Here is a 17,199-nt window from a genome sequence, read left to right as displayed (position 1 = left end):
AGACAAGGTTTCGCTATTCGCTTTGAACTGGCGACTTTCGTGATAAACAAGCATGATGAACGGGGGTTCTCGCATCATAGACCTGCGGCCGCACAGCGCCGCGCCACCCGCCGAAGCCGACGCGGAAGAAGCTGTGGCAATGGCGGAGTTTGCGCCCATGCCGGAGGATCCCATCGAACTGACCGAAGCGATTGACGATGAGCTACCGTCGCGGTCGGTGCCGTGGCTCCCGATTTTGGGGATGCTCGCATCGCTGGGGTGGATCGGCGCGATGCTGTGGTTGTCGCGGGACAGTTTGGCCACGCTGACGCCGCCTGCGCTGGTCAATTTCGTGGCCGGGCTGTGCGTGCCGCCGGCATTGATCGCGATTTTACTGGTACTGGCGCTTCGCACCAGCACCGCCGAGGCGCGTCGCTTCGGACAGACGGCACAGGCGATGCGCGCCGAGGCCGCCAGCCTCGAACGCACCGTCGCGGCCCTGGCGCACAGCATCGAGAGCAACCGCGCGAACCTGGCCGAGCAAACCGGTGCCCTGATGGCGTTGGGCGACGGAGCGGTTGCGCGGATGGCCTCGATCGGGTCGGGCCTGACCGCGCAAATCACGACCGCCGACGCCCATGCGGCAACCTTGGCTACGGCGGCCGACCAGGCGCATACGCGGCTCGAAGTGCTGCTGGCGCTGTTGCCGCGCGCGCATAACGAGACCGACGGGCTGGCGCAGTTGCTCAAGGAGACGGGCGTTACCGCGAGCGAACATGCCGCCGCGCTCGACGCCCAACTCACCGCGCTGGCGGAGCGCGGGCGGGAGGCCGATGCCGTGGCAAACGGGGCTGCCCAGAAGCTCGCGGCGCATATCACGCGGATGGAAGTGACCAGCGAGACCGCCGGCGCGCGGCTGGAACAGGTCACCGGCGACATGTCGCATGCGGTGGACGGGCTGCTCGGTCGCACTGCCGACGCCGTCGACGAAGCTCGCAAGGGGATCGCTGCGCAGGGCGAAGCCATGCTGGCGATGCTTGGCACCAACCAGGCCGCGCTCGAGCGCGCCGCACACGACAGTGCCGAAGGCCTGGCGGCGCGGATCGCCGAGATCGAAACCCTGATCGATCGCGTCGCCGCCCGCCTCGCCGATCAACGTGCGGCCAGCGACACCATCGTCGAAGAGATCGACCAGGGACTCGTCCGCGTTTCCGAAACCTTCGAGACGCTCCATGACCGGGGTATTCAACGGACCCAGTCGCTGGCAGCATCGATCAGCGCGCTCGGCGGATCGGCCGATGCGATGACCGAAGCGCTCAAGACCGGCGACGAAATGGCGACACATGCCATCGCCTCGACCGAACATTTGCTGATGGCGCTCGATTCCGCCGCCCGCGAGATCGACGAGACCCTGCCCGAAGCGCTGGCCCGCCTCGACGACCGCCTTGGCGTCAGCCGCAAGATCGTCGGCCAGGCCAAGCCCGAATTGCTGTCGCTGGTGACGGCTGCGGAGAGCACGCACGACGCGATCGAATCGATCGCCCATGTCATCGCGCTCCAGCGCGACACCGTCAACGAACTGGCGAGCACGCTGCTCGACACGCTGTCCGACGGCAAGATCAAGGCCGATGCGCTGGGCGAAATGGTCGACGATACGATCGGGCGCACGCATCGCTTCGCCGAAGACGCCGCCCCCCGGCTGGTCGAGGCACTGCTGCGCGTTCGCGATACCGCCAGCGCCGCGGCCGACCGTGCGCGCGAAACGCTCGCAACCGTCATCCCCGAGGCGGCGCACGCTTTGGAACAGCAAAGCGCCGCCGCGATGGAACGCGCGACGCGCGTCGCGGTCGAACGTCAACTCGCCAGCATCGGAGAAGCGGGCGAAGCCGCCGCCGAAGCCGCCGCGCGTGTATCCGAACGGCTTACGCAGCAAATGCTCGCCATCGCCGATTCAACCGCTTCGGTCGAAAGCCGCCTGCAAGACGCCCGCGCCGAGCGTGAAAATGCCGATCAGGAAACGCTGGCGCGCCGTGTTTCTTTGCTGATCGAATCGCTCAATTCCGCTTCGATCGACATCGCCAAGACCTTCTCGACCGACGTGTCGGACAGTGCCTGGTCGGCCTATCTCAAGGGCGATCGCGGGGTGTTCACCCGGCGCGCAGTACGCCTGCTGGATAGTGCCGAAGCGCGCGAGATCGCGCGCCTGCACGACGAAGATCCGGTCTTCCGTGAGCAGGTCAATCGCTACATTCACGATTTCGAGGCGATGCTCCGCACGATCCTGTCGCAGCGCGATGGCTCCCCGCTTGGGGTTACGATCCTGTCGTCCGACATGGGCAAGCTGTACGTCGCGCTGGCACAGGCAATCGAACGCCTGCGTGCCTGATCTGCTCTGCCGGGCAGTCTAGGCCGTCAATTTGCCCGCCGCCCAAAGGTCGGGCGGCGCTCGACCAACGGATTGGACTCCCGCTCCAGTTTCGCCAACGTCTGCTCGAACAGCGGCCGCAGCGCGACAATATCCTCGAGGGCCTCGTCGGGCGTGTCACGGTTTTCCACGCAATCGCGCGCAATCGCTTCGATCCGCTCGGCAAGGATCGCCAGCGGCTCGGCCCCGAACTGACGCGCTTCGCCTTTCAGGGTGTGCGCCGGAATCACCATCGCTGCCGCATTGCGCGCGCGCATCGCGGTTTCGATCGCGGCGACGGACTTGACCCCGTCTTCCCGGAAATAGCCCAAAATGCGGACGAAGCCCGCACCCAGCTCGGCACGGGCCCGCGTAAACACGTTCCAGTCGATCAGGATGGTCTCATCGAGCGTCACCGTCATCTCCTCCAAGCCGCACTCTCAGTCGAAAGTACCACTTGCTTCTACGCGCGCGAAGTAAACGAGCCGTTGACGCGGGGCAGAATCATTTCGGGCGCGTGACTACCAAGTGGCTGGCGTTACGCGATAAGTCGGCTGCAGTGCCGACTCCGGGATCAGCGGTCGAACGGGTTCTTCGGTGCCCGTAAAGTTAGCCGCACCGGCACCGCACCAAAGCCCAGATCGCGGCGAATGCCGTTGATGAGATAGCGCTGATAGCTGGTCGGCAACTGGTCCACCCGCGTGCCGAACAGCACGAAGCCGGGCGGACGCGTCTTGGCTTGCGTCAGGTAGCGCAGCTTGATGCGCTTGCCACCGGGTGCGGGCGGCGGATTGGCCTCGACCGCCTTTTCGAACCAGCGGTTGAGCTCGCCGGTGCCGACGCGGCGCGACCAGGCGTCGCGCGTCTCGAACGCGACTTTCAGCAGCACGTCGATGCCCTTGCCGGTCGCGCCCGACACCGTGAGCACGGGCATCCCCTTGATCTGGCTGAGCCCTTCTTCCAGTGCACCGCGAATGCCGTTGAACAGGCTGGAGCCGTTTTCGGCGATATCCCATTTGTTGATCGCGACGATCAGCGCGCGGCCTTCCTGCAGCGCGGCATCGGCGATGCGCAGATCCTGCGATTCGAGCCCGCGCGTGGCATCGAGCAGCAGCACGACGACTTCGGCGAAATCGATCGCGTGCAGCGCGTCGGCGACCGACAGCTTTTCCAATTTGTCCTGCACATTGGCACGCTTGCGCATTCCGGCGGTGTCGATCAGGCGGACTTTGCGCGCATCCTCACCCGGCTCGCGCTCGGGATCGTGCCAAATCCAGTCGACCGCGATCGAATCGCGCGTGATCCCGGCTTCGGGGCCGGTGATCAGGCGGTCTTCGCCGAGGATGCGGTTGATCAGCGTCGATTTGCCGGCATTGGGGCGGCCGATGATGGCGAGCTTGAGCGGCGCTTCCGGGCTGTATTCGCCCTCGTCATCCGCATTGGGGATGTCGGCGCCATATTCGTCCTTTTCAGGCTCGATAAAGGGCAGCAGCGCATCAAACAGTTCGACCAGACCTTCGCCATGTTCGGCCGACAGTTCAACGGGATCGCCAAAGCCGAGCGACAGCGATTCGAGGATGCCGTCGGCCCCTGCTTTGCCCTCCGCCTTATTGGCGACGAGGATAACGGGCGTGGTCGACCCACGCAGCCAGCGCGCGATTTCCTCGTCGAGCGGGACGATGCCAGCGCGCGAATCGAACAGGAACAAGGCGACATCGGCTTGTGCGACCGCCGCCTCGGTCTGCGCGCGCATCCGCCCGGGCAGCGAGGCGGCGTCCTGATCCTCATAACCCGCAGTATCGATGACGCGGAAATCGAGGCCGACCAGCGTGGCATCGCCTTCGCGGCGATCGCGCGTCACGCCGGGGCGATCGTCGACGAGCGCCAGCTTTTTGCCGACGAGACGGTTGAACAGGGTCGATTTGCCGACATTGGGCCGGCCGATAATCGCGACCACGGGAAGATTGGGCATGGCCGCTCCATACGCCAGACGGGCGCTTTCGTCACCCCCGCGCGATTCGGGGCCGGAACCGGGGTTCTACCCGCGCATCACCCCGGCAATCGGTTCCGAGGTGACCGGATAGCCTAGGTCGTCGGGAATGCAGAGATGCTCGCCCCCATCGCGTTGCTCGATCCACGGCGTGACCGCGCGGATTTCGTGCGCGGCGGCGTGCGCGGCAGCGGCGGCGAAGCTGTCGAATTGCGCCAGCCGCTCCAGATTTCGGCGCGTCGGGAAGATGATACGCGCGCGTCCTGCATCGGCGTCATCCAGCACACCTTGCGCGGTCGACCAGAAGACGCGGACATTCTCGGTATCGTCGACCACCGCCTCGGGGCCATCGAGCGGAGCCTGCGCCAAATAGAAACGCGTATCGAAAATCCGCGCGGGCGCGTGCGACGGCAGCCAGCGCGCGAACGGCACGAGCTGCGCAGGGTCGAGCGCGAGATCGAGTTCGCGCAGCACCGCGCCCAGCGCCTCGCCCCGGTGGAGCGCCGCGCGCAACTCGGCAAAGATGGCGTCGGGCATCGGCGGCAGGCCGATGGGCAACCCGACTTCCTCGATCGTCTCGCGGATCGCACCGATGCGGGCGGCCATGTCCTCAGGGTCGCCGCCGAGTTCAAGCGCGAGCGCGCGGTCGCCGGGGTCGATCCGCCCGCCGGGAAACACCAACGCGCCGCCTGCAAACACCATCGCCTTGGAGCGCTCGACGAAGAGGAGCTCCGGCACCCTCCCGCGCTGCCGGAACAGCACGAGCGTGGCGGCGGGGATAGGTGCCGTCATGCGCGGAACGCCCAGCGCAAGGTGCTGGCAATGCCGAAGGTGCCCGCGCGCAGCAACGGTCGGCCGAACTCCGGTTGGGCGAGACCGTGCATCGCGCGCGCCCAGCCCGGCAGCAAATCCACCCCCGCTTGCAAGGTCATCGCCTGAAACGGCCCCGCCGCCAGCGAGGGCGCTGGTTGATCGAGCAACACGCGCGCCACCTCGCGCGTCCGGGTATCGACCCGCAATTGAGGACGCATCGCAGTCATGATCGCCTCCGCCTCGGCGCGGGTGTGCGGCACGGGCGACACGCCCAGCGGCTCGGCAATGCGGGCCATTTCGGCGACATAACGGTCCTGGTCGGCACGGCTCATCGTGGGTTCGCCATAGCGAATCCAGCCGTCGAGAAAGCACAGCACCTCGCACACATGCACCCAGGCGAGCAGATCAGGGGCACTCGCCAGATAGGGCGTACCATCGGGCAAGGTTCCGCCGACATGATCGTGGATTCGCCGCACTTTGGCGAGCATCGCCCGTGCGTCGTCGGGCGGGCCAAAGGTGGTGACCGCGATGAAGCGCGCGGTGCGGCGCAAGCGCCCCTGCATGTCCTCGCGAAAGCCCGAATGGTCCCACACCCCCGCCAGCACCTTGGGGTGGAGCATCTGCAGCAGCAGCGCGGCAATGCCGCCGACCAGCATCGACGTCACATCGCCATGCACGCGCCAGGCGACCGAATCCGGCGGGAACAGCGCGTCCGGGCTACGCACAACCGGTGTTTCGCCCCGCGCCTTGTCGTTGAACAGCGCGCGCACTTGCCCGACGATGAGCCCTTTCAGCGGACGAGTCAGGCGATCGGTTGGCGACATAAGTGGCATCGTGCCTGAATGGTTGGGATGGCGATAGGGTCCGTGTCGATCCACAATCGCGCTGCCCGCCCTCTTCCCGCGAAATCGCTTCCCCGGTTTCGTAGCGGGTGATTATACCGTGCCATCATCTGTCATTTCGCGAGGCCCCATTGCGCATTCTTCCGCTCACGCTTGCCCTGCTCGCCACGCCCGCCTTGCTTTCGGCGCAAACCGCGCCGATGACACCCGACACCGTCGCGGTGTATCAACAGGTTCGCCCGCAAGCCGATTACATCCGCCGCGAAGTGATGGTGCCGATGCGCGACGGGACCAAGCTGTTCACCGTCATTGTGATGCGCAAGGGCACGCACGGCGGCCCGATCCTGCTCAGCCGCACGCCCTATGACGCCGGCAAGGCGACCTGGCGCAACCCCAGCCAGAAGATCGAGGAAATCCTGCCGATCGCCGATGCCGAATTCGTCAATGACGGCTATATCCGCGTCTATCAGGACGTGCGTGGGCTGGGCAAATCCGAAGGCGACTATGTCACGACGCGCCCCTTGCGCGGGCCGCTCAACCCCACTGCTGTCGACCATGCCACCGATGCCTATGACACGATCGACTGGCTGGTGAAGAACGTGCCCGAGACGAACGGCAAGGTCGGCATTACCGGCTCTTCCTATCTCGGTTTCACCTCACTGATGGCGCTGATCGATCCGCATCCCGCGCTGAAGGCGGCGGTGCCGCAAAGCCCGATGGTCGATGGCTGGGTCGGCGATGACTGGTTCCACAATGGGGCGTTCCGCCAAACCAACTTCGACTACATCGTCGGCCAGACCGCCAAGAAAGGCGGCGCGATTGCCGATGGCACCGGCGACGATTACGACGCCTATCTGAAGGCGGGGTCGGCGGGCGATTTTGCCCGCGCTTATGGCATCGACATCTTCCCGGCGATCCGCAAGCTGATGGAACATCCCGCTTACGACCAATTCTGGCAGGAACAGGCGGTCGATAAACTGCTCGCCAAGCGCAAGCTGACCGTACCGACGATGGTCGTGGTCGGCGAATGGGACCAGGAAGACAGCTATGGCGCGCCTGCAGTATTCAAGGCGCTGAAGGACAAGGACCCGAATGCGCCGATTTCGCTGGTGATCGGGCCGTGGCGGCATAGCGGCGTCAATTATGATGGCACCAGTCTTGGCGCATTGCAGTTCGAGGGCGATACCGGGCTGCAATTCCGCCGCAACACGATGAAGCCCTTTCTCGACCGCTATCTGAAGGACACCCCCGCCGACACCGCGCCGACCCCGGCGGCGATCACCTATGCCAGCGGGATCAACCAATGGCAGTCCTTCACGCACTGGCCTGCGGGCAAGGCGACGCCGCTCTATCTCCAGGCGGATAACAGCCTCAGCTTCACCGCCCCGGCCACGGCTGGCCAGGAACGCTATATCTCCGATCCGGCCAAGCCCGTGCCGTTCGTCACCCAGCCGGTGCATATGAAGGATCGTTCGGTGTGGACGACGTGGCTGGTCGCCGACCAGCGTTTCGTCTCCAGCCGTCCCGACGTGCTGAGCTATCAGACCGGCGTGCTCGACAAGCCGGTGCATATTGCGGGCGCGCCGCAAGTCGATCTGTTTGCCGCCACCACCGGCACCGACAGCGACTTCGTGGTCAAGCTGATCGACGTCTACCCGGATGAGAACAGCGCGCATCCGGCGCTGGCGGGGTATCAATTGCCGATCGGCATCGAAATCTATCGTGGGCGCTATGTGCATGGTCGCGCCACCCCCGCCGCGCTGAAGCCGGGCAAGGTCGAGAATTACAAATTCGGCCTGCCCAATGTGAACCATGTGTTCCTGCCCGGCCACCGCATCATGGTGCAGGTGCAATCGAGCCTGTTCCCGCTCTACGATCGCAACCCGCAGACCTTCGTGCCCAACATCTTCAACGCCAAGCCGGGCGACTATCATGCGGCGACGCAGACGATCGTCCACGCGCCGGGTGCCGCGAGTGCAGTGTGGCTGCCGGTGGTGGAGTGAACGGCACCGCGTCTTTTTACCGTAGCATCATGTCGCTAGGCCACGCTCACTAGGAGACCCAGTAATGCGCCGCGCCCTGATCCTCGCCTCGTCCGCCCTTGCCCTGTGGGGCGCAGGGAGTGCCACGGCGCAGGATCGGGGAACGGCGCTGCCGACCGGGCAAGCGCTTACCCCGCTCGCAGCGCCCGGTGCGCGCTTCGCGCCGCTGGTGGCACGAACCGGCCCCAACCCCGCGTACATCGCCGATGGCGCAGCGGCGATTGCAGTCAGCCCCAATGGCCGCGAGATGCTGGTGCTGACCAGTGGTTTCAACCGCTATAATGGCCCCGACGGCAAGCTCGTCCTGGCCCAGTCCAGCCAATATCTGTTTCGCTACCGCATCGACGCCAAGGGCCCGACCTGGCTGCAGACGCTGACCATGCCCAACAGCTATTCGGGCGTCGCCTGGTCGCCCGATGGCACGCGCATTGTGGTGGGCGGCGGGGTGGATGATGTTGTCCATGTCTTCGAAAAGGGTGCCAGTGGCACTTTCGCCAGCGTCGGCAAACCGATCGCGCTCGGCCATAACAAGACCGGCAACGGGGCCGATGTGTTGCCGCAGGCGGCGGGCATCGCGATCAGCCCCGATGGCACGCGCGCGCTGGTCGCCAATTACTACAATGACTCGGTCAGCCTGATCGACCTGACGCGCGGCACTGTGCTGGTCGAACAGGATCTGCGCCCCGGCAAGATCGACGCCGCGCAAGCCGGTGTGGCGGGCGGCGAGAACCCGTTCGCGATCGTATGGCGCGATGCGACCCATGCCTATGTTTCGGCCCCGCGCGACCGGCAAATCGTCGCGCTGGAGGTGACGGGCGAAGCGATCAAGGTCGGCACGCGCATCGCGACGCTGGGGCCGCCGACGGCGCTGTTGCTCGATGGCAAAGCCCGGCGGCTGTATGCGACCGAGGACAATGCCGACCGGCTCGCGGTGATCGACACCGCGCATGACCGGCTGGTGATGGAACCCCGGCTCGGCCTGCCAGACGCGCTGGGGGCCACGCCGGGCAAGGGCGTCAACCCCAATGGCCTGGCGCGCCTCGCCGACGGGCGGTTGCTGGTGACCTTTGGCGGGATCAACGCGCTGGCGGTGGTGGCACCGGTCGATCAGGGGATGCAAGTCCAGGGGCTGATCCCGACCGGCTGGTATCCCAGCGCCGTCGCGGTCAGCGCGCAGGGCAACCACGTCTTCGTCGTCAACCGCAAGAGCCCGCCCGGCCCCAACCCGCTCGGCTGCGCACCCAAGCTGGCGGTGCAAAAGGCGCAGCCGACCGCGTGCGGGGCCGCCAACCAATATATCTTCCAGCTCGAAAAGGCCGGGCTGCTCGATTTCCCGCTGCCCGCCCCCAAGGCGCTGGTAGCCACTACACTGCAAGTCGCGCGAAATATCGGCCTCGACCCGGCCCCGGCGCGCGCCGCCGCCGAAGCGAAACTGGCGGCACTGCGCGCGCACATCAAACATGTCGTGTTCATCGTGAAGGAAAACCGCACCTACGATCAGGTGCTGGGCGATCTCGAAAAGGGCAATGGCGACCCCAAATTGGCGATCCTGGGGCAGGCCCTGTCGCCCAACCACCATCAACTCGCGCGGCAGTTCGTCACGCTCGACAATTTCTACGACAGTGGCGAGCAATCGAGCACCGGCTGGACCTGGACCACGGCAGCGCGGGTGCCCGATTTGCTCGAAAAGAACGCGCCGGTAAACTATGCGCAGCGCGGCCTTGCCTATGAAGCCGAGGAAGCCGACCGCTCGATCTACACCGCGCTGACGCCAGCCGAGCGCCGCGCGGTCAACCCCAAGGCCCCGACCGACCCCGATGTGCTGCCCGGCCCCGCCTTGCTGACCGCGCCCGATGGCGATGATGATGCCAGCGCCGGCCAGGGCTTCCTGTGGAGCGCAGCAATCCGCGCCGGGCTGAGCGTGCGCAATTACGGTTTCTCGGATGCGTCGATCTATGACGCGGGCGAGCCCGGCGCGAAGCCGCTGGAGCGCGAACCCGCCAAGACCGGCACGCGCATCTACACCCCCGGCGACCGCCTGCTCGCCAGCCGCAGCGACCCGTATTTCCGCGGCTTCGACCAGAAAATGCCCGATTACTGGCGGATGCTCGAATGGCAGCGTGAATTTGACGCCGCCGATGCTGCCGGCACCGTCCCCGCGCTCACGCTGTTGCGGCTCAGCCATGATCATTTCGGCGACTTCAAGGACGCGATCGACGGGGTGAACACGGTCGAGACCGAGATGGCCGACAATGATTATGCCATCGGCCGCGTGATCGAGCGGATCGCCGCGAGCAAGGTTGCCGATTCGACGGTAGTATTCATCATCGAGGACGATGCCCAAAACGGGGCCGACCATGTCGATGCACGGCGCAGCATCGCCTTTGTCGTTGGAGCGCATGTGACGCAGCAGGCGCTGGTATCGACCCGTTACACCACCGTCAGCCTGTTGCGGACGATCGAGGCGCTGCTGGGGCTGAAGCCGCTTGGCCTGAACGATGCGCTGGCGCTGCCGATGGCGGATGTGTTCGACATGGCCGCAACGCCGTGGAGCTACCGTGCGACGGCGGCTTCGGTATTGAAGACCACGGCCTTGCCGATCCCCGACGACCGTTATGCCGTCGCCACGCGCGCCTGCCCCACGCACACCGCGCAATATTGGGCGGACGCGATGCGAGGCCAGAATTTCGCGCAGGAGGACCGGCTCGATACCGCCGCGTTCAACACCGCTTTGTGGCGCGGGCTTGGCAGCGGACCGGAGCCGGTGGTGCGTAGCGGGGCGGACTTGCGGCAAGGCCGCACCGCGACGGTGGCCGCCGCGAGCTGCTCATAAGGCAGAGAAATCAAAGGGATGGCGTGGTGGAGCTGAGGGGAATCGAACCCCTGACCTCTGCAGTGCGATTGCAGCGCTCTCCCATCTGAGCTACAGCCCCGCACCACGCCCCGGCCCTCTTTTCAGGCGGGAATGCCGCCTTAACGGGGCTTTCTTGGCGATGCAACCTACAGCGATCGCACCCGTACCCTTTTTCGTTGCCAAAGCGCCTGGCACGGCATACCCCACCTTCGAAAACACAATGGAGGAATGCTGATGTCCCGCGCCTGGAGCCTGAAATCCCGCCCCAACGGCATGCCCGTGGCGAGCGATTTCGACCTGATCGATCTGCCCGCGACCGCTTTGAACGAAGGCGACGTGCGCATTGCCAATCGCTGGCTGTCGGTCGATCCTTATATGCGCGGGCGCATGAACGACGTGAAATCCTACGTTCCGCCCTTTGCGCTCGGCGAGCCGATGCAAGGCGGCGCGATCGGCGAAGTGATCGAGAGCCGCGCCGAGGGGTTTGCTGTCGGCGATGTGGTGCAGCATTTTCTGGGGTGGCGCGATGAGGCGGTGCTGCCTGCGGCACAGGTCCAGAAACTGCCTGCACTCGGCGTACCGCCACAACAATTTCTGGGTTTGCTGGGGATGCCGGGGATGACCGGCTATTTCGGCCTGCTGCATGTCGCCGAGGCCAAGCCGGGCGACGTGGTGTTCGTCTCGGCGGCGGCGGGTGCGGTCGGTTCGACCGTGGTGCAAGTCGCCAAGGCGAGCGGGATGACGGTGATCGGCTCGGCCGGCGGTGCCGACAAATGCGCGCTGGTAAAGGGGCTCGGTGCCGATGCGGTGATCGATTATAAAAGCGACGGCCCGTTGCTGAAGAAGCTGCTGGCGGCACTGCAGGGGCTCGGCAAGGACGGCATCGACGTCTATTTCGACAATGTCGGCGGGGAGCATCTCGATGCCGCGCTGGCGACCGGCAATCTGCACGCGCGCTTTGCGATTTGCGGAATGATCGACATCTACAATTCGTCCAAACCCACCGAGCTGCGCTATCTCGCGCGGCTGATCGGGATGCGGATGCGGATGACCGGGCTGCTGGTCAGCGACCATATGGGCAAGGCGGCCGAATTCTACCGCGTGATGGGCGGCTGGCTCGCCGAGGGCAAGTTGCAGAACGAGGAGACCGTGTTCGAGGGCCTCGACGCGATGCCCGATGCCTTTTTCGGCCTGTTCACCGGCGGCAACACCGGCAAGATGCTGGTCAAGCTGTGAGCTGACGCCCTCTCCCGCAGGCGCGGGAGAGGGCCTTGGCTGGCTTTAGAGTGCGCCCGAGAAGGTGTCGCACTGGTTGGGGTCGCCCGTTTCCATCCCCTTGCGCAGCCACGCCATGCGCTGCGCCGAGGTGCCATGGGTAAAGCTGTCGGGCACCACACGCCCTTGCGATTCCTGCTGCAACGTATCGTCGCCGATCGCGTGTGCGGCGGTAAGACCTTCCTCGAGATCGCCTGGATCGAGCCGATCCTTGTTCTGCGCGGCCCACACCCCGGCATAGCAATCCGCCTGCAACTCCAGTTTGACCGAGGCCTGATTGCCCTGAACTTCGCTGCCGCGCTGCTGGATCGCCGCGACCTTGTCCGACGTACCAAGCAAATTCTGGATATGATGACCGAATTCATGCGCGATCACGTAATCCTGCGCGAAATCGCCCTTGGCCCCAAAGCGGTTGGCAAGTTCGTCGAAGAAGCTGGTGTCGAGATAGATGCCCTGGTCGCGCGGGCAATAAAACGGCCCCATCGCACTTTGCGCCGCGCCGCATCCCGAGCGACCGTCGCGCGCATAAAATACCAGCTTGGGCGGCTCGAAGCGTGAGCCCAGCAGCTTTGCCCAAGTTTTGTCCGCCGAACTGAAGGCATTGCAGGCGGCGAGGCTCTGCGCGTTTAGGCGGCAGCTCGACGCCGTGTCCGTGCCCGCCTGCTGTTGGCCGACTTGCGCGCTCGGAGCGGACAGTTGCCCGCCGCCGCCGCCGAGCATCCCCAGCCCACCGCCGAAGAAGAACAGCACCGCCAGCAATACAGCAACGCCGCCGCACCCGAATCGGCTGAATATCAGCGGCAGCAGGCCAAAAATCAACCCGCCGCCACCGCCACCGCCAAAACCGCCAAAACCACCACCGCCCTGCCCGCGCTGATCCTCGACATTGATATTGGGGTCGAAATCGTCGAGGCGCATCGCAAGGGATCCCGAGGTCGTTACCGTTGCCGCATGAATGCGCGGGGACGACGCTGGTTGCAACGGCTATGGCGCGCCTGGATGACGTCCATTTCATCAAACTGTCGTTGATCCCGCATCACAACGCGCGCATGTCCGGCGCATGGCCGATTCCGAGACGATCACGCCCAAACGCCGCGCCAAGGCGCTTCCTCTACCCGATTGCGTGGCGTTGGTATTGCAGGGCGGCGGCGCGCTCGGCAGTTATCAGGCGGGCGTAATCGAAGGGCTCGCCGCAAGCGAGATCGAGATCGACTGGGTCGCCGGTATTTCGATCGGGGCGATCAATGCGGCGATCGTAGCGGGCAACCCGCCCGAGCGGCGCGTGCAGCGGCTGAATACCTTTTGGGACCTGATGACTTCGGCACTGCCGAGCTTCCCGATCTTCCCCAATGACCATATCCGCGAATTCATCCACGAATGGTCGGCCGGATTCGTGCTGGCGGCGGGTGTGCCGGGGTTCTTCACCCCCCGCTTCCTTTCGCCCATGCTGGCGGTGCCGGGCACGCCGGAGGCTGTCAGCTTCTACGACAGCGCCCCGCTGAAAGAGACGCTGAACGACCTGATCGACTGGGATCTGCTCAATAACGGTCCGGTGCGGTTGTCGGTCGGCGCGGTCGATGTCGAAAGCGGCAATTTCAACTATTTCGATACGACGCAAACCAGGATCGACGCCCGCCACATCATGGCATCGGGCGCGTTGCCGCCGGGACTGCCGCCGATCGAGATTGACGGGCGACTATGGTGGGACGGCGGGCTGGTGTCCAACACCCCGCTGACACACGTGCTCGACCATCAGCAAGGCCCGCTGCTCGCCTTCCAGATCGACCTGTTTGCGGCGGCGACGGAGCGCCCCCGCACGATTATGGACGTAATGGCGCGCGAGAAGGAAATCCGGTTTTCCAGCCGCACGCGGCAAGTGTCCGACCAGGTGATGCGCATCCGCAAGGACCGCGAGCTGGCGCGGCGGGTGCTCGCCAAACTGCCGCCGGAACTGCGCGACGACCCCGACGTTGTCGCGCTAAGGGCGCAATCGAACGAAGATCCCGTCAACCTCGTTCACCTGATCTACCGCGCCAATGCCTGGGAGGGCGGCAGCCGTGATTTCGAATTTTCCGCCCGCACGATGCGCGAGCATTGGGAAGCGGGCCAGGCGGCGGTGGCCGAAACGATGGCCAATGCCGAGTTGGTCGCCGAGAATATCGAAACGGGCCGAAGCGCTGCGTTCGACTTGACCGTGAAACACCCCCCTTTACCAACCCTTTGATTCGCAACGGAGACTCCGCCATGTTCCTCAAGGGCAAGACTGCCATCATCACCGGATCGACCTCTGGCATCGGGCTGGAATATGCCAAGGTGTTTGCCGCCGAAGGCGCGAGTGTCGTCATCAACGGATTCGGCGATGCCGCCGCGATCGAGACCGAGCGCGCGAAGCTCGAAGCGGCAAGCGGTGCCAAGGCGCTGTACGATGCCGCCGACATGACCAAGCCGGAGGAAATCGCAGCGATGGTCAAGCGCTGCCATGACGAATTGGGCGGCCCCGACATCATCGTCAACAATGCCGGCATCCAGCATGTCGCCAAGATCGAGGATTTCCCGGCCGACAAGTTCGAAGCGATCATCAAGATCAACCTCAATTCGGCCTGGTACATGATGCAGGCGGCAGTGCCGTTCATGAAGGCCAAGAAATGGGGCCGGATCATTTCCACGGCGTCGGCGCACTCGCTGGTCGCCAGCCCCAACAAATCGGCCTATGTCATGGCCAAGCACGGCCTGGCCGGCTTGACCAAGACGATCGCGCTGGAAACCGCGACCGACGGCATCACCGTCAATTGCATTTCGCCAGGCTATGTTTGGACGCCTTTGGTGGAAAACCAGATCCCCGACACGATGGCCTCGCGCGGGCTCACGCGTGAGCAGGTCATCAACGATGTGCTGCTCGAAGCGCAGCCGACCAAGGAATTCGTGACGGTCGACCAGGTGGCCGCACTCGCCCTATTCCTATGCCGCGACGAGGCGAAATCGATCACCGGCGCAAACCTTTCGGTCGATGGCGGCTGGACCGCAGCCTGATCGGGTAGCCCTACCCTTGGCAACCCTTTGCTGGCGTGGTTAGGTGTCGGGCTATCGCAATAGGGGATCGGTCGCTTTGAAGGTTTTAGCCCGAATCCTGGGGTCGATCTTGTGCGCTTTGCCCGCTGCACTGCTCGCTGGGTGCGGCGGCAAGGCAAGCAAGACGATCGAGGTGCGCATCGCCGAGCCGCGATCGTTGCGCGCCGCGCCAAGTACCGAAATCGACTGGCGACGCGTGGCGACTGCAGAAGACCGGACGCGCTTGCGCAACTGGCGACAGGCGTGGGTCGATGCCCTGGCCAAGGCACAAGGCAGCGCAAAGGCGACGGTTGTCGCCTCGGATTCGCTACTCTTCGACCCGGACCGCGCGCTGAGCGGGGCAATGCCGCCTCCCGGCAGCTATCTGTGTCGCGTCATCAAGTTGGGCGCGAACGGAACCGCCATGCACGACGTGACCACCTATCCTCCGGTCGATTGCAAGGTCGACGATGAGGGTGAGGTGTCGAGCCTGTACAAGGTTTCCGGGGCGCAGCGTCCCGTCGGGCTGCTGTTCCCCGAGTCTCAAGCGCGCGCCGTCTTCTTGGGAACGATGGTTCTCGGCGACGAGACCAAACCGCTCAGTTACGGGCAGGACAGCAATCGCGACATGGCAGGCTATATCGAACGGATTGGCGACAAGCGCTGGCGGCTGGTGCTCCCTTATCCCCGCTTCGAATCGCTGCTTGACGTCGTCGAGATTGTCCCTGCTCCCAAGCGCTAACGAGGCGGCCCCGCAGGAAGCGTTGCCGCATTCTCGCGCTTTTCCGGGCGGATATAGATGGACGACAGCATCGGCTCGGCTGCCTTCAACTCGGTCTCGATCGTTTCGATCAGCGTCTCCGCGTCGCCCATCGTGATCTGATCGCGAAAATCGGCGCTGATCGCGACGAAGATGCTGTCAGGCGCGGTGTGGATGGTGCGGACATGATTGACCGCAGTGATTTCGGGCCGTGATGCGACGATCGCGCGGACCTTGGCCACCACCGCAGGATCGGCCCCCTCGCCGATCAGCAAGCCCTTCGCCTCGCGCGCGAGCAGCGCCGCGACGACGCCGAGGATGACGCCGATCACGATCGACGCCGCCCCGTCGATCCGCGGGTCGCCCCAGGCCTGACTGGCCCAAACGCCAACCCCGGCGACGATCAGGCCGGCGATTGCGGCCGAATCCTCGAACAGCACGATGAAGCCCGCCGGGTCCTTGGACTTGCGTACCGCCGCCCACCAGCCCTTGCCGCGATTGGCGGCGGCGAATTCGCGCACCGCGACGAACCATGATCCCCCCTCCAGCGCAAAGGAGGCGCCGAGCACGATATAATTGACCAGCGGATCGTGCAGCGGCTCGGGCTCCAGAATGTGGACCCAGCCCTCGTAGATCGACACGCCCGCGCCGACGCCGAAGATCAGGATCGCGACGACGAAGCTCCAGAAATACAGCTCACGCCCATAGCCGAACGGATGCGCCTCATCGGGCGGACGACGTCCGCGATGCTGGCCGTACAGCAACAGGAGCTGGTTGAAACTGTCGACGACCGAGTGGAAGCCTTCGGTCAGCATCGCCGACGATCCCGTGATCGCCGCCGCCACGAATTTGGCGAGCGCAATGCCGAGATTGGCGAAGAGCGCCGCGATAACGACGAAATTGGCTCCGCCCTGCTTGGTTGCCGACATGGATTTCCCTATTTTTGGCCCCCGACCGTTGGAGGTTACCAGCACATAGCGTGAAGGCTCGACACCAAACAGCCCAAGCAGCCAAGCCCTTTATTGACACCGGTATCAACGTGGCTAATCTCCCCTTCCTAAACAAGAATCCGGCGCGACGGATCGATGGAGGATGCCGGGAGGAAGGGGCCTAGCGACGCGAGGGCAGAGACTTCGCACGCTTAACGTTCCGGATCACCCGCAAGTCAGGAGTGCGACGAAGACCGGCATGC

At 64.9% G+C, this 17,199-nt stretch carries 13 protein-coding genes and 1 tRNA gene; 7 read left to right on the top strand and 7 right to left on the bottom strand.

Translation table 11 applies throughout. From position 1 onward, the window contains the following. The first annotated feature begins 55 nt into the window (after window positions 1-55). Window positions 56-2,365, top strand: coding sequence for a hypothetical protein (locus EJC47_RS02015; RefSeq protein WP_126845277.1), 2,310 nt, complete (start codon window positions 56-58; stop codon window positions 2,363-2,365). Window positions 2,366-2,391: 26 nt separating this feature from the next. On the opposite strand, the gene EJC47_RS02010 is transcribed toward EJC47_RS02015, so the two are convergent. The 4 genes from EJC47_RS02010 to EJC47_RS01995 form a co-directional block, all read right to left on the bottom strand. Further along, complete coding sequence (locus EJC47_RS02010) at window positions 2,392-2,805, bottom strand: Hpt domain-containing protein (protein ID WP_033967367.1); 414 nt, start codon at window positions 2,803-2,805, stop codon at window positions 2,392-2,394. A 152-nt stretch (window positions 2,806-2,957) separates the two neighbouring features. Continuing rightward, window positions 2,958-4,355, bottom strand: a complete 1,398-nt coding sequence (der, locus tag EJC47_RS02005; RefSeq protein ID WP_185867531.1) for a ribosome biogenesis GTPase Der — start codon at window positions 4,353-4,355, stop codon at window positions 2,958-2,960. Between the two features lie 66 nt (window positions 4,356-4,421). Further along, complete coding sequence (locus tag EJC47_RS02000; RefSeq protein WP_033967365.1) at window positions 4,422-5,165, bottom strand: NUDIX hydrolase; 744 nt, start codon at window positions 5,163-5,165, stop codon at window positions 4,422-4,424. After that, window positions 5,162-6,010, bottom strand: a complete 849-nt coding sequence (locus EJC47_RS01995) for an oxygenase MpaB family protein (protein ID WP_126845276.1) — start codon at window positions 6,008-6,010, stop codon at window positions 5,162-5,164. Before EJC47_RS01995 ends, EJC47_RS02000 begins: the two co-directional genes overlap by 4 nt. A gap of 218 nt (window positions 6,011-6,228) precedes the next feature. Here EJC47_RS01995 and EJC47_RS01990 point away from each other — a divergent pair, with 218 nt between their 5' ends. Both EJC47_RS01990 and EJC47_RS01985 read left to right on the top strand, forming a co-directional pair. After that, window positions 6,229-8,031 (top strand): CocE/NonD family hydrolase, encoded by a 1,803-nt coding sequence (locus EJC47_RS01990; RefSeq protein WP_260591455.1) that lies wholly within the window; start codon window positions 6,229-6,231, stop codon window positions 8,029-8,031. Window positions 8,032-8,095: 64 nt separating this feature from the next. Then, window positions 8,096-10,903: a bifunctional YncE family protein/alkaline phosphatase family protein gene (locus tag EJC47_RS01985; RefSeq protein ID WP_126845274.1), complete on the top strand. Its 2,808-nt coding sequence runs from the start codon at window positions 8,096-8,098 to the stop codon at window positions 10,901-10,903. Window positions 10,904-10,927: 24 nt separating this feature from the next. Here EJC47_RS01985 and EJC47_RS01980 read toward each other — a convergent pair. After that, a tRNA-Ala gene (locus EJC47_RS01980) sits at window positions 10,928-11,003 on the bottom strand. Window positions 11,004-11,158: 155 nt separating this feature from the next. Between EJC47_RS01980 and EJC47_RS01975 the strand changes: the two genes are divergently transcribed. Then, window positions 11,159-12,160, top strand: a complete 1,002-nt coding sequence (locus EJC47_RS01975; RefSeq protein WP_185867530.1) for an NADP-dependent oxidoreductase — start codon at window positions 11,159-11,161, stop codon at window positions 12,158-12,160. Window positions 12,161-12,205: 45 nt separating this feature from the next. Here the strand turns inward: EJC47_RS01975 and ypfJ are convergent, their stop codons facing one another. After that, window positions 12,206-13,117 (bottom strand): KPN_02809 family neutral zinc metallopeptidase, encoded by a 912-nt coding sequence (gene ypfJ / locus EJC47_RS01970; protein ID WP_126845272.1) that lies wholly within the window; start codon window positions 13,115-13,117, stop codon window positions 12,206-12,208. Between the two features lie 142 nt (window positions 13,118-13,259). Here ypfJ and EJC47_RS01965 point away from each other — a divergent pair, with 142 nt between their 5' ends. The 3 genes from EJC47_RS01965 to EJC47_RS01955 all read left to right on the top strand — a co-directional run bounded on the left by EJC47_RS01965 (window position 13,260) and on the right by EJC47_RS01955 (window position 15,989). Beyond that, the gene (locus EJC47_RS01965; protein ID WP_033967362.1) at window positions 13,260-14,423 is read left to right on the top strand and encodes a patatin-like phospholipase family protein; all 1,164 of its coding nucleotides are present in this window, start codon (window positions 13,260-13,262) and stop codon (window positions 14,421-14,423) included. Between the two features lie 20 nt (window positions 14,424-14,443). Next, window positions 14,444-15,229, top strand: a complete 786-nt coding sequence (locus EJC47_RS01960; protein WP_126845271.1) for a 3-hydroxybutyrate dehydrogenase — start codon at window positions 14,444-14,446, stop codon at window positions 15,227-15,229. 76 nt (window positions 15,230-15,305) lie between these two features. Next, window positions 15,306-15,989: a DUF4893 domain-containing protein gene (locus tag EJC47_RS01955; protein WP_126845270.1), complete on the top strand. Its 684-nt coding sequence runs from the start codon at window positions 15,306-15,308 to the stop codon at window positions 15,987-15,989. On the opposite strand, the gene EJC47_RS01950 is transcribed toward EJC47_RS01955, so the two are convergent. Continuing rightward, a complete protein-coding gene (locus EJC47_RS01950) occupies window positions 15,986-16,936 on the bottom strand; it encodes a cation diffusion facilitator family transporter (protein WP_126845269.1) in 951 nt (316 codons plus the stop codon). The two genes, EJC47_RS01955 and EJC47_RS01950, sit on opposite strands and share 4 nt — an antisense overlap. Window positions 16,937-17,199: the final 263 nt, after the last annotated feature.

The sequence above is a fragment of the Sphingomonas sp. TF3 genome (genome assembly GCF_003985085.1).
GTDB lineage: Bacteria > Pseudomonadota > Alphaproteobacteria > Sphingomonadales > Sphingomonadaceae > Sphingomonas.
The sequence above is the reverse complement of the archived record's forward strand: the minus strand, read 5'-3'. Positions and strand labels throughout refer to the sequence as shown.

Bases quoted from the DNA above. Each gene is read 5' to 3' on its own strand.
- EJC47_RS02015 (WP_126845277.1), top strand. From the start codon at position 56: ATGAACGGGGGTTCTCGCATCATAGACCTGCGGCCGCACAGCGCCGCG.
- EJC47_RS02010 (WP_033967367.1), bottom strand. From the start codon at position 2,805: ATGACGGTGACGCTCGATGAGACCATCCTGATCGACTGGAACGTGTTT.
- der (WP_185867531.1), bottom strand. From the start codon at position 4,355: ATGCCCAATCTTCCCGTGGTCGCGATTATCGGCCGGCCCAATGTCGGC.
- EJC47_RS02000 (WP_033967365.1), bottom strand. From the start codon at position 5,165: ATGACGGCACCTATCCCCGCCGCCACGCTCGTGCTGTTCCGGCAGCGC.
- EJC47_RS01995 (WP_126845276.1), bottom strand. From the start codon at position 6,010: ATGTCGCCAACCGATCGCCTGACTCGTCCGCTGAAAGGGCTCATCGTC.
- EJC47_RS01990 (WP_260591455.1), top strand. From the start codon at position 6,229: ATGACACCCGACACCGTCGCGGTGTATCAACAGGTTCGCCCGCAAGCC.
- EJC47_RS01985 (WP_126845274.1), top strand. From the start codon at position 8,096: ATGCGCCGCGCCCTGATCCTCGCCTCGTCCGCCCTTGCCCTGTGGGGC.
- EJC47_RS01975 (WP_185867530.1), top strand. From the start codon at position 11,159: ATGTCCCGCGCCTGGAGCCTGAAATCCCGCCCCAACGGCATGCCCGTG.
- ypfJ (WP_126845272.1), bottom strand. From the start codon at position 13,117: ATGCGCCTCGACGATTTCGACCCCAATATCAATGTCGAGGATCAGCGC.
- EJC47_RS01965 (WP_033967362.1), top strand. From the start codon at position 13,260: ATGGCCGATTCCGAGACGATCACGCCCAAACGCCGCGCCAAGGCGCTT.
- EJC47_RS01960 (WP_126845271.1), top strand. From the start codon at position 14,444: ATGTTCCTCAAGGGCAAGACTGCCATCATCACCGGATCGACCTCTGGC.
- EJC47_RS01950 (WP_126845269.1), bottom strand. From the start codon at position 16,936: ATGTCGGCAACCAAGCAGGGCGGAGCCAATTTCGTCGTTATCGCGGCG.